Genomic DNA, 12,067 nt, shown 5'->3' with positions numbered 1-12,067 from the left:
GAAAACCCACCGAATCCGGTGGGCTTTTATCTTGTAAAGATTATTTTACTGTTGCAGTGCTTGTAATCAATTCAACAGCTTTTTTGATTGTGATATCGTGTTTCAACATATCAGCTGAAAGCAAGCTTTGTACTTGAGCAACTTCCATGTTGTAGTCTGCTGCCAATTGCTCGATTTCTTTTTGGATTTCTTCTTCTGAAGCGTCAAATCCTTCAGCTTTAGCAACTGCTTCGATAACAAGGTTAGTCTTAGTACGTGACTCAGCTTCACCCTCATATTGTTTGTGAAGGTCTTCTTGAGTAGTTCCAGTGATTTGGAAGTACATGTCAGGGTTGATACCTTGACGTTGCAAGTTTCCAAGGAATTCGTTTACTGAACGGTGAACTTCTTCGTGGATCATTTCTTCTGGAAGTTCTACGATTTCAGCGTTTTCTACAGCTTTATCAATTGCTGCACCTTCAACTGCATCTTTGTAAGCTTCTTCTTTAGCAGCAGCCAATTCCTTGCGGTATTTTTCTTTCAATTCAGCAAGAGTTTCAACTTCTTCATCGATGTCTTTTGCAAGTTCATCATCAAGAGCTGGAACTTCTTTCGCTTTTACTTCGTGGATAGTTGTCACGAATTTAGCTTCTTTACCTGCAAGATCTTCTGCTTGGTAGTCTTCTGGGAATGTTACTATAACGTCTACAGTTTCACCAGCTGAGTGACCTACCAATTGGTCTTCAAATCCAGGGATGAATTGACCTGAACCAAGTCCAAGTGAGAAGTTTTCACCTTTTCCACCGTCAAATTCAACACCGTCGATAGAACCAACAAAGTCGATAACAACAGTATCACCGTTTTCAGCAGCACCTTCTTTGATCACCAATTCAGCCAAGTTGTTGCGTTCACGTTCGATACGCTCTTCAACGTCAGCGTCAGTTACTTCTTTTTCTACATCAACTGATACTTCAAGGTTTTTGTAGTCGCCCAATTTAACTTCAGGTTTTGTAACAACTTCAGCAGTGATAACCCAATCTTGACCTTTTTCCATTGAAGTTACGTCAATTTTTGGTTGTGCAACGACTTCAAGACCAGCTTCTTTAACAGCTGCTTCATAAGCGTTTGGCAAAAGAGCGTTCATAACGTCTTGGTAAAGTGACTCTTCACCAAATTTTTGGTCGAAGATAGGACGTGGAAGATGACCTTTACGGAAACCAGGAACATTAAGAGATTTCTTTACTGAGTTAAATACACGATCCAATTCTGGTTTGATTTGGTCTTGAGAGATAGTGAAAGTCAAGACACCACGGTTTGTTTCTTTGTTTTCAAATGATACAGACATTCTGTCATTTCTCCTTAAAATTTTTTAAATACAGTCTATTATAACATTTTCCATTGATAAAAGCTAGACTAATGTAGACAATTATAGACAACAAGCCACTTTTTCTAACTAAAACACTATCAAAGTATAGACAATATTAGACTACTTTGGACATCTTTTGGTTACTTTTTGGTTAGTCATTTTCCAAAACTAATTGATTTAATTTTTCAGTTATATTCGACTTCATCTTCTCAGTAACATGAGTATAAACACTTAAAGTCATTTTTTCATTCGTATGACCTACACGATCCATTATCGCTTTTATAGGTACTTCCAATTCAGCAAGTAAACTTATATGTGAATGCCTAAAAACATGAGTAGTCAATACAAAATCATCTTTCTTAATCTCACTTTTCCTAAAACTGCTTTTCAAAAAATTATTGAAACTAGTTATCATTAAGGGAGAACCGTTATTTGTAAATATATAATCACCTTCTTCCTCTAAAAGAAGATACTCATTTACAATTTCTATCACTCTATCACTAATACCGATCACTCTATATGAAGCCAAACTTTTCGGACTATCCAAAAACACTTCCGACTTACTTCCATTTGTATGAAGTGTGTATTTAACTTCTAACGTTTTGTTTTCAAAATCAAGATTATCTTTCGTCAAAGCTAAAACTTCTCCAAATCTTAAACCTGTTAAATACATAAATTCAACAATTAAACGATTTTTATAGTTCTTTTCTTCCTTCTCTAAAAAATTAAGATACTGAAACATTTCATTTCTTGTTAAATATTTATTTTGTTTTTTTCTAATTTCTTTCAAGTTCTTTTTTCTTTTTGGTAAAACTACCTTTTCAACAGGATTTTCTATTATATAGCCAACTTTCAAACAATACTTAAAAAATGAGTTTAATAATACTTTTTTATTTTGTCTATGATCTGACGAACAAGACAATTCTAATAGTATATTTTGAACAATTCGACTTGTCACATCTAATAACAAATAATTTTCCAACTGCCGAATTTCCCCAATTATTGTATATTTTTGTGACTTAAACGTACTCTTTTTCAATTCTGTTTCACGAATTTTCAAATATTCTTCATAGGCTTGTTTAACTGTAATATCCCTAACTACTTCCTTCTGCTTTTCTATTTTCTCCCTATTTTTTTCTATTTTTTCATCCAACAATAGTCTTGCCTGTTTCTGAGCTTGCCTTGTCTTAGAAGTTAAAGTTATAGAAACTTGCTTCCACTTATTCCCTTCTAAATCAAAATATTTTTCATAATATCTATATTTTCCATTCTCCAATTCTCTAAAAAACATTTTATACTCCTTTTAAAAATGAGTATATCTCTAGTCAATAACTATAGTATATCATTTTTTTCCAATCAAATATATCTAACTCTCTCTCTATGCAGAAGAAATAAATAAAATCCTCTCACATTAATCAATACTTTTTGTCCTGTTCTAAAAGATATATCTTTAAATTCTTTCGTCTTTTGACTTTCGTCTAATCTCCTTTCAATTGTTTTAATACTAATCGAAGGAAAATAATTTGCTTTTAAATCCTTCTTTGACACACAAATATCAGGATAATTATTATATAATTTTTCCATTTTTATTCTCCTATTTCCAAACAATCTTTGAATACCTGGTGGAATTTTTTGACCTAAAATACGAATTTTATATTCCATCCTGGTTTCTTTATGTTCAGTTTTTCTCCATAAAACGACAAAAAACAGCAAGCCATTCCTGACTTGCCGTTTTTATTTCTAGTTAAATTTTCGCTTTCCAATAATTGTCGCAATCAAACCAACAATACCCCAAATGGTTGTAAAAATTGTACTTGCTGTTCCAGTATTCGGAAGAACTTTTAGTTGTCCTTCTTTATCCTTCACAGCGATTGTACCATCTTTTTGCTTAACACCACCTACTTCATAAGGCTCTTTTTCAACATAATTTCCTTCGTCAGTTTCGATCACTACTTTTCCTTGATTCGTAGAAACTACTTTATGACCAGTGTTTGTTTCAATAGGTTTCTCTTGAATTTCTTCCTTTGTTACATTCAATGGTTTAGGATCATCAGATTCCTTCAAACCTACATTTTCTTCTGCCTTTTTCTTATCTTCCTGAACTTGTGGTGATTCTGTTTTTTCTGAATCAGAAGATGGTTTATCTTCTTTTGGTTTTTCTGTTGGAGTTGTTGGCTCGACAACTACACCTGTATGATCATGTTCCTGATTCTTATCAGTGTCTTTTCCAAGATCATCAGATGGTTTATCTTCTTTTGGTTTTTCTATTGGAGTTGTTGGCTCGACAACTACACCTGTATGATCTCCAGTTTCTTCCTTATCAGACTCCTTACCAAGTTCTGTAGCAGAATGTTCTACGCTTGCTGATGGTTGTGTTTCTGTTGGTTGTTCTGAAACTACCAATCCAGAATTATCTCCATTAGAAGCTACACTTCCACCCAAAGTTAATTCATCAGCATATACTCCACTAGCAACTGTACTTAATACAGCTACAGACAACAATGTTACAAATTTCTTATTCATATTTTTTTCCTTTTCTTTCTTTTATTTTCCAATTACATAATAAAAATTTCTTGCTTCATCAGCACTAAATACACGATAGTTTGTGATTCCAGTTCCTTGTCCACTTTGAACAAAATTACATTCTGAAATCAAGATTGAGCCATCATCTTTGACATCTTCGACAAAGGCAACGTGACCATACGTTGGGTGCCCACCTGCCTGCCTTCCTTGGAAGCTAACAGCAGAATGTTTTGTAGGAGTGTTTGAAACTTCATACCCTGACTTATGCGCCCAATCCTGACCATTTCCCATATATGGATCAAAATGAATTCCAAATTCTTTAGCACGATTAAATACGTACCAAGTACATTCACCATACGGATAAGATTGAGTAATATAGCCTTCTTTGGTAATTTCCTTATCAATCGAATAACCACTAGGTATATCCATAGCGACAACTCCAGGAGCAATATCTAAACTACCAGCTATTGCATTCCCACCTGACGAACCATCAGATTCAATCGTTCCCTTAAAGACCTCATACCACTTCTTACTATCCTTCTCCAGCTTCTCTAATTTTGTCTGACCGTCTGAAAGCAATACACCCTCATAATGTTCTGACCAATACTTAGCACTTTCAAAAGGATTAGTTGCCTTCTGCATATAGTCTTTGACTTTTTTATAGCCATGATTTAACTCATAGGACATCAATTCCAGTTCCACCGTACTATCTAGAGTACGAGAACTAGCATTTCTCCAGCGATCACCATTGATTGTGTTACCGTCCCAGCCCGACCATTGAAAGTAGCCAGCAACCCCACCTGATGGATTCGTTAGTTTAGGATCAAAGTCACTTTCTCTTTCAGCATTGGCAAGCGAACCACTAGCACCTTCTAAAGTAAACTTTTCTCTTGATAGTTGCCAATTTAAAATCTTAATAACATCTTCTGCTCTTTCAACAGAGATATTCGCTTTTTGAGCCACCTCTTGAGCTGTTAATCGTGTTCTTTTTCCAGTTGTAGAATCAGATGAGCCACCAGCAGAAACAACTCCAATAACACTTAAAATGATTAAGAGAACCACTAGAATCGTAGGTATAAGACTTGCGAAAAAGAATCCAAAGTATTTCGCTGTTTTTTTACCCATTAAATTTCAACCTTTTTCCTTTTTTTAGCTTTCAATTTGTTGGTTTGCTTACTTCTAAATACCTTAGAGATTTTTTCCTCATTTTTAGGATTATTTACAACTGTTTTTCTTCTTCCAACAGCCTCAGAATTGACCATTTTCGGAGTCTGCATTTTCTGTTTCACTGAGCCTTCCTGATTCTCTTTAAATGGCTTCTGACCTCTCTTCAACCGCTCTTCCTTCAACCGTTGAATTGACTCACGAGAAGCCTTTTTCTGACCAGCAAATTTTTTAGCTTCCTTATCTCTTAATTTCTGTTTCTCTTCTAAAACATTCCGTTCAGATCTTCCTTCTTTAAAAGCATTGGCTCTCACTCCATAAAGTTTGGCTAGAGTTCTATTGCCTTTTTCTTTTAGAGCATTGACTGAACTATTTTTATGTTCCTTGATCGAATTCATTCGATTCTTAATACCGTCACCTTTTTCAGCAACCTTATCTACCAATGGACTTTTTCTGCGCAAAGACTTGAGATTTTCACTCAACTTGTCTTTACCCATCTTCAATCCACCTTTAGAGAATTGAGCACCAACTTTTAAACCACTTTTCCCTAATTGTAAACCTGCCTTACCTGAACCTGACAATCTTTCTTTCAGTTTTTGAACAGACTGAGAATTGCTTATTTCTCGACCAATCTTACCAACAGGACTATTGGTTACTCTTGAAAATGCTGATAGAAGCGAATGTCTATACTTCCACATTAGAAACAATAATACACCTTTTAAAAAGACTGTAACTAGTAAATCACCACCTACAGCAGTAGAGATAAATGCAGTTAAAGTATTGTAAAAGAAGGAAAATATACTAGTTGCTAAAAGCATAATTGATGATAAAGCAAGCATTGAAATTCCTTTTTTATTAAATCCAATCAATAAATGCTCCATCTTAGGAAACAGACTTAACAGAAGGATAAATGGTAACAGTACAATCAAAAAGATAAAAACAATTAAAAAGAAGAATCGTGACAACCCTAACAATAAATAAATCGTTCCCATCACAATAATATCGACATCAGAAGCAAAGGCATACATAAATTTTAAGCCCCACTCATTTTTCAACATCTTGTTTTCAGGATCTTTATCTTTTGCAAGATCTTTGACTTTTTTATCGCCAACTAAATGATCTCCATCCCCCTGCTTATAAGAAGCTAAATCTTCAAATTCTTTTTCAGAAAGAAGAAATGAACCATCTTCATTTACAGGAGAGTTCATATACTTATATCCCTTCAACAAAGTTTCAGAAAAATATGTTTCTACTCCATTTTTACTTTCACCAGTTAAAGTCTTTGTAATTTCACCATTTAAAGTAATTGTTGTTGTTCTAAAGCTATCATAGACATGAGTTATCAAATATTTGTTTTGACCATTTACATTAAGTTGAATGAAATAAACTCCAATACAAGTATAAATCAATAACATTTTTATCAATGTTTTGAAGAAACTACCTTTTCCAGTCGCAAATAGATACAGTAAATAAACTGCCATACTTGCACCAACCATATAAATAATCTCTTGACTAAACAAAGAAGAAAATACCTTACTAGAATTTCTTACCGTTTCATTCAACAATCCACTAACATCACTCATTCCTTCAACAGCAACATAAACTTCTGCAACTACATAGAAAACAAGTTTCCCAAACCAAAATACAGACTGAACTAGAGAATTAAAGAAATAATTGACATTGGAATCAAATCCAAAAAACTTTTTATCAAAGTAAACTTTACTTGTTAAATCAGACATCTTAGACTTATAATTTTCATAAGTCAATTTGCTATTTTCTGCTTCCTTTTTCTTTTGATTCTCTTTTTCTTCTGCTTCTTTCTTAACCGTATCTATTATTTTTTTAGCATTATCAGAAGGATCAACCAGTTTAGGCTTATTCGTATTCCTATCAAATTCAATAATATCAAAGTTATTTTTTGGAAGAATATCTGTAACAGAATCAGCTTTTACAAAAGCAGGAAGAAGAAAGAAAGAACAAATAAACACTAGTAAAATATTTTTTCTCATATTCCTCCCCCTATACAGCAACCAATTCTGTTTCTACTGTTTCAAATAACTTCATTAAAATAGGATAAAGTGTACCATCTACTGTAATACGCTCTTTTCTTCCAAACGTATCATAATAGATACATTGACCCATTGTTTGATTTTCAAGCCAAGAACGAGAAGAATCGTTATCCTCTACACGCAAATGCTTCAAAATAGCTTCTGTTTCTGAATTTTCAGGAAAAGCAAATACTGTACCAAACCCAGTTCCATCTTCACTTGTTTTCAAATCTCTTACCGATTGAGTTACCAACACCAAGAAATTATTGAATGATCGTCCAGTACGCTTAATTCGATTCACTACTTGTCGTCCAGCAGGAGTTGACATAATCTGCCATGCTTCGTCAAGGAATAGCATTGTTTCCTTGTCCTTTTCACGTTCACCAAAAATCGCACAAAAATAGGTTAGAGAATACATAACAGTCAAACTTCTTAATTGACTTTCAGTCATTTCATCTTTATCTGTACCTTTTGGCATATCCAAACCAGTAATTTCAACGATTGTAATTTTATTATCAACCTTCAGAACATTTTGACTTCCATCAGAGAAACAAAGTGACAATAAAGAATTTCTTGAAATTCTCTTTAAGAAATATCCAGCAGTCGCAACATCTTCTTTTGAATTTTTCTCCAATTCATCAAAGACTTGTAACATACCGACTTTCTCACCAGCTTTTCTTCGCTCAATCACTTTGTCAATCGAATCCAGCAAGTGTGGTTGAACCTTGATATAGGTATCTTTATCCAATACAGAGCCTACAAGTACAGTTGCTAACTCTGTCAGTTCAGCTTCATCTTGTAAGAATGAGAATGGATCAAGAACACCTTGATTCTTCTTGTCCTTCATATCCAAGGTCACAAAGTTAATTGACTTGATATACTCTTGAAGTTCATAAAATTCATCATTTTCTTCCAATTCAGATAACACAGTTAAATATTGTCTTTTCATTTCTGCTTTTGGATCAATATACAATACTTTTGTTTTCAATAAGGAATGATAGGTAAACAGTAACTTAGTTAAGAACGACTTACCATTCCCAGTTGAACCAGTTATAGCTGTATGAGGATTGCTTGTTTCTTTACCCTTTACTCCAACTTTATTCGCTTGTAATAAATTTGAAAATACAATATTGGTACTTGAATCAAGAGCCTTTTGAAAATCCCCATACCATGAAGATATTTCATTGTCAACACGAGCAATAGGAAAACCAATTTCTGTTCCAACCTTCTTAGTCGTAAACATTAGATTCTCACAAAGTCCACGTAGACTTCCATATTGAAGAAATGATTCCTTTTTATTATCAAGAATTTCTGTCAATCTACTCTTATAGAATAGATAGATTCGATCAGCAACAGCCTTGACAACTTCTACTTCCAATTCTTTCAATCGTGCAAACAGAATATCAAATTTAAGATTCAATTCTTCCAAACTATCTGCTGTAATGGTTAAGGTATGAAGATAAGTAATCATCAATTCTTTATTATCATGTTTCTCCTGAAAATCTTCTAACAACTGATGGCTTTCCAAAACTTCAATCTTTTGAACATCATCATTTTCTGCTGTTTCATTTACCGTATTCCCAAGATTCTTACGTTTGTTTCTTGCCCTGGATAAGAGTGAGAAAAAACCTTTTTGAGTTGAAAAACGGATTTTATACATACTATCAACAGGAAATTCAAGATTTTGAAGTTCTTCTTGTAGATGAAGATAAGAAACGTTCTTAGGATAAGAAACAACAGGAATTGTCGCTACATAACTTGTTTCCTGACCATTGGTCAACTTCAAAGCATTTCCGTCCACTACTTCAATAATTGTTTCATCTACATTCTCAATAGAATTCTCAAGTGCAATCAACTCACTTTCTTTATCATAGGTTTGACCACCAAGAAAATGAAGCCGATTCAATAATTCTAAATCAGCTTTTGAAACTTCCGTCACATTCAAAGCATGAATCTTCGTTTGAATCACATCTTTCTGATTTTGCCAAGCCTTCCACCAATCGACTTTGGGTAATTCTTCAAAACCAACCATTTTCATCACATTTTTACGATACGTTTCTATCGTCTGTTCAACAGTTAGTTTAAAGTCCGAGGTTACATTAACTGACTTCAAAGGAACAACAAGATAATGCTTATACTCAAAGAGATAGCTTACTTCTTCTTCCAATCGTGACTTCATTGTAGATACAATATAATTTCCTAAAGGACTTGTCCCCTGCCCTTGCTCAATATCTTGTGATAACAAAGCAATTTTCTTAGCCAATTCTAAATCAATATGTAAGCTATGAATACTTAGATCATTGTACTCTGCCAAACTAGCTAAACAATTATAAACAATATCCTTACTAGTCTCCTTTTTCGTTTCTTCAATCGTATTGACAACTTGCGATTCAATTTCAAATACGGATAAAACCGTTCCATCTTTTAACAGAATCAAACCATCAGCAACCGACCAAATATTATTTGATAATTCCACGTTTTATACTTCTCACTTTCTCATATTTTATTCCTTTACAAATATATATTTTCTTTCGCTGACTATCGTATTCCTTCCAAAAAATCAAATACTCATAAATAAATCTAAATAGTGTCTTACCATCTAATTTATAATCAGCTAACAGATTCCCAAGTTTCCAGCCAGCAAATGCAGAAGCCATAAAGCGCCAACCCCAATCAAGAGAAGGAATAAAGCCTAGTAAAAACCACGCTAACACTAAAATCACTAGGCAATAGACAATCGCAGACATTTTTATTGCAAATGGTAAACTAAATTCTTCATTTAATTTATGCACCCAAACAGGCTGTCTAAATGCTGTTGTATAGACATACAGCTTCTTGTCTTTTCTTTCCATTCTTCATTCCTACTTAATTGCTTCAATCAATTTTGACCAAATAGGTTTAGTTGCATTTAAAACTGTTTCAGGATTTTCTAAAAAGAAAAGAATAAATCCTGCAACCAAAATAATAACAACCAATTTTCCTAACTGCTGTTCTTTCCATGCTTTCAATGCTTTCATACCAGCAAAAAATGATACTGCTGGAACACCAAACTTAGAAACTAAAAAAACAAATAATGCCATCTATCTTATTCTCCTTTTTCTTCCTTCTTGCTGTAGTCTAATGGAATTGTATGATCCATCTTTTCTACAAAATAACTATCTTTATCTTCTCTTAACTCAAAGCTAAAATTCTCACTATGAGTTGAGCCAGCTACTTCTAAAGTAATCTGAGCATAAGCCAAGATTTTCCCATCTTTTTCTTTAAAGTAGGTATAATCTAAACTCTTAAATGTTGCACCACCAATAGACTTAATATCTTTAGAAATCAAATCTAAATTCGCTTGACTAGTTGTGTAATTTTTAAAGAACAATTCTAAGAATGAAACTAATTTCTTTCTTTTGCCTTCCTCAATTTCATCATTATCAAGTAATGCTAAATGAGTTTCTTTTTCCACACCATCAGCCTTAAAATCACTTACAGGAGAGAACCAAGGTAAACCAGCTACATAGTATTTACCATCTTTTTCTCCGTATGGAATCGAAAATTCTATACCTACACGCTGATTCTTATCATCTTTTTTTGTATCATAAACAATACGATATACAGCTATACCATCTTTAGCAAGTAACATACGAGCGCTAACTACCGACATTTCCTGCTTGGATTGACCTTGGTTCTTAACTTCAGGAATACTTCCATAGTATTCATTCAACTTCGCTACATCATCTTCACTAGAGCCATTTTGTGAATTATAGGTAAAATATCTACTCACAAATCCATCTAAGAACTGTTCCAACTTACGATCTGTTTCTTTTTTCGATTCGACAACTGGTGAGTTTGACAATCTATCCAACATTTTTGAACTTGTCCTTAAAGAAACAAACATTGTTAAACCACTGAAAAGAACAAAAACAGATAAGCCTGCTAAAAAAATACGATTCGATTTTTTCTGACTTATCTGTTTCATTTTTACTTGCTTTTCTTTTCTTGGCTTCTTTAAATATAAATTTCTCATTTTTTCCTTTCTATATTTACAAATTAACTTTCTTGTAGAAACCAATAGGAGTATTTAAGATTTCTCCCTGCTCTATGAATCCTTGAAATACTGTCACCCAATTCCCACACTTAAAAAAATAATCAATAACCGATTTATAATCTAACTCTTTCGTCAATTCAAAAATTGTATCAACTTCATCTTTAGAACAAAATCTATAATAAGTCGTTGCAATTTTTGTCACAGGAATATAACGCTGTAATTGAAATTTGACAATGTATTCATCACCATCATATAATTCCAACACTGCTTTCTTCAGCAAGTAAACCTCATCTAAAGACATAATCTTATCTACTTCCCAATCAGAAATCCCACAAATAAAAAAATTATCTTTTTTAATACCTCTATCTTTCATTCTTTCAAGAATCTGTTCTTGACTGTACTTCATAATATCTAGTTCACAAAGAAATTCAAAATTCCCTTCGTTCAGAACTCTAATATTTGCTATCATCTTGATACAAAGTAACCTTTATCAACAAAGCTACCACCTTCTTCTAAACGAACATCACGACCAAACTTTTCATAGTCAAAATAGTTTTGTAATGTTTCCTTTGACAATTCAACACCCATATCTTCTACAATATATAAGCCTAGATCTCTATCTGTTTCTACTTCATAATATAAACAACAATTATCAAATTCAGCATTTATTAAATCCTTTGGATCAGAGCTATTTGATTCAATATATGATAGAACAATATCTTCATCTACATCTTCCAAATCTTCAGCAAGATTATTCGCTATATCCAAGGTCAATCGTTCACAATCCAAAGTAGGTAATTCTTCAATAGATTGAATAGTAAAAACAACATCTTCTCTATCATATCCAAACTCAGAAGCGACATATTCCACATCAGCAGGTAAAGAAAATTGTTTTACTTTCTTTGACCGTGTATCCATAATTAAAGCTGTTAATTCCATACCTTCTCCTTC

12 protein-coding genes are annotated in these 12,067 nt (G+C 33.3%); all 12 read right to left on the bottom strand.

Annotation, left to right across the window (positions count from 1 at the left end; translation table 11 throughout):
- Nucleotides 1-40: 40 nt before the first annotated feature.
- Nucleotides 41-1,324, bottom strand: a complete 1,284-nt coding sequence (gene tig / locus QEZ38_RS03530) for a trigger factor (RefSeq protein ID WP_281335059.1) — start codon at nucleotides 1,322-1,324, stop codon at nucleotides 41-43.
- Nucleotides 1,325-1,496: 172 nt separating this feature from the next.
- Nucleotides 1,497-2,636: a tyrosine-type recombinase/integrase gene (locus QEZ38_RS03525; RefSeq protein WP_281335058.1), complete on the bottom strand. Its 1,140-nt coding sequence runs from the start codon at nucleotides 2,634-2,636 to the stop codon at nucleotides 1,497-1,499.
- A 65-nt stretch (nucleotides 2,637-2,701) separates the two neighbouring features.
- Nucleotides 2,702-3,007: a hypothetical protein gene (locus QEZ38_RS03520; RefSeq protein WP_281335057.1), complete on the bottom strand. Its 306-nt coding sequence runs from the start codon at nucleotides 3,005-3,007 to the stop codon at nucleotides 2,702-2,704.
- A gap of 78 nt (nucleotides 3,008-3,085) precedes the next feature.
- A complete protein-coding gene (locus QEZ38_RS03515) occupies nucleotides 3,086-3,868 on the bottom strand; it encodes an LPXTG cell wall anchor domain-containing protein (protein WP_281335056.1) in 783 nt (260 codons plus the stop codon).
- Between the two features lie 21 nt (nucleotides 3,869-3,889).
- Nucleotides 3,890-4,993 carry a phage tail tip lysozyme gene (locus QEZ38_RS03510; RefSeq protein ID WP_281335055.1) on the bottom strand — a complete coding sequence of 368 codons (1,104 nt, stop codon included), beginning with the start codon at nucleotides 4,991-4,993 and terminating at the stop codon, nucleotides 3,890-3,892.
- Nucleotides 4,993-7,041: a hypothetical protein gene (locus tag QEZ38_RS03505; RefSeq protein WP_281335054.1), complete on the bottom strand. Its 2,049-nt coding sequence runs from the start codon at nucleotides 7,039-7,041 to the stop codon at nucleotides 4,993-4,995. The genes QEZ38_RS03510 and QEZ38_RS03505 overlap by 1 nt, the downstream gene beginning before the upstream one ends.
- A gap of 10 nt (nucleotides 7,042-7,051) precedes the next feature.
- Nucleotides 7,052-9,556 (bottom strand): ATP-binding protein, encoded by a 2,505-nt coding sequence (locus tag QEZ38_RS03500; RefSeq protein ID WP_281335053.1) that lies wholly within the window; start codon nucleotides 9,554-9,556, stop codon nucleotides 7,052-7,054.
- Nucleotides 9,540-9,932 (bottom strand): TcpE family conjugal transfer membrane protein, encoded by a 393-nt coding sequence (locus QEZ38_RS03495; protein ID WP_124788019.1) that lies wholly within the window; start codon nucleotides 9,930-9,932, stop codon nucleotides 9,540-9,542. The genes QEZ38_RS03500 and QEZ38_RS03495 overlap by 17 nt, the downstream gene beginning before the upstream one ends.
- A 9-nt stretch (nucleotides 9,933-9,941) precedes the next feature.
- Nucleotides 9,942-10,160: a TcpD family membrane protein gene (locus QEZ38_RS03490; protein WP_281335052.1), complete on the bottom strand. Its 219-nt coding sequence runs from the start codon at nucleotides 10,158-10,160 to the stop codon at nucleotides 9,942-9,944.
- A gap of 5 nt (nucleotides 10,161-10,165) precedes the next feature.
- The gene (locus QEZ38_RS03485; protein WP_281335051.1) at nucleotides 10,166-11,095 is read right to left on the bottom strand and encodes a conjugal transfer protein; all 930 of its coding nucleotides are present in this window, start codon (nucleotides 11,093-11,095) and stop codon (nucleotides 10,166-10,168) included.
- A gap of 16 nt (nucleotides 11,096-11,111) precedes the next feature.
- Complete coding sequence (locus QEZ38_RS03480; protein WP_281335050.1) at nucleotides 11,112-11,585, bottom strand: hypothetical protein; 474 nt, start codon at nucleotides 11,583-11,585, stop codon at nucleotides 11,112-11,114.
- Complete coding sequence (locus QEZ38_RS03475; RefSeq protein ID WP_281335049.1) at nucleotides 11,582-12,055, bottom strand: antirestriction protein ArdA; 474 nt, start codon at nucleotides 12,053-12,055, stop codon at nucleotides 11,582-11,584. Before QEZ38_RS03475 ends, QEZ38_RS03480 begins: the two co-directional genes overlap by 4 nt.
- Between the last annotated feature and the right edge of the window lie 12 nt (nucleotides 12,056-12,067).

This window comes from Streptococcus taonis (assembly GCF_029948085.1).
GTDB classification, from domain to species: domain Bacteria; phylum Bacillota; class Bacilli; order Lactobacillales; family Streptococcaceae; genus Streptococcus; species Streptococcus taonis.
The sequence above is the reverse complement of the archived record's forward strand: the minus strand, read 5'-3'. Positions and strand labels throughout refer to the sequence as shown.

Coding starts and splice junctions, on each gene's coding strand:
- QEZ38_RS03495 (WP_124788019.1), bottom strand. CDS start 9,932: ATGGAAAGAAAAGACAAGAAGCTGTATGTCTATACAACAGCATTTAGA.
- tig (WP_281335059.1), bottom strand. CDS start 1,324: ATGTCTGTATCATTTGAAAACAAAGAAACAAACCGTGGTGTCTTGACT.
- QEZ38_RS03520 (WP_281335057.1), bottom strand. CDS start 3,007: ATGGAATATAAAATTCGTATTTTAGGTCAAAAAATTCCACCAGGTATT.
- QEZ38_RS03505 (WP_281335054.1), bottom strand. CDS start 7,041: ATGAGAAAAAATATTTTACTAGTGTTTATTTGTTCTTTCTTTCTTCTT.
- QEZ38_RS03480 (WP_281335050.1), bottom strand. CDS start 11,585: ATGATAGCAAATATTAGAGTTCTGAACGAAGGGAATTTTGAATTTCTT.
- QEZ38_RS03525 (WP_281335058.1), bottom strand. CDS start 2,636: ATGTTTTTTAGAGAATTGGAGAATGGAAAATATAGATATTATGAAAAA.
- QEZ38_RS03485 (WP_281335051.1), bottom strand. CDS start 11,095: ATGAGAAATTTATATTTAAAGAAGCCAAGAAAAGAAAAGCAAGTAAAA.
- QEZ38_RS03510 (WP_281335055.1), bottom strand. CDS start 4,993: ATGGGTAAAAAAACAGCGAAATACTTTGGATTCTTTTTCGCAAGTCTT.
- QEZ38_RS03475 (WP_281335049.1), bottom strand. CDS start 12,055: ATGGAATTAACAGCTTTAATTATGGATACACGGTCAAAGAAAGTAAAA.
- QEZ38_RS03515 (WP_281335056.1), bottom strand. CDS start 3,868: ATGAATAAGAAATTTGTAACATTGTTGTCTGTAGCTGTATTAAGTACA.
- QEZ38_RS03490 (WP_281335052.1), bottom strand. CDS start 10,160: ATGGCATTATTTGTTTTTTTAGTTTCTAAGTTTGGTGTTCCAGCAGTA.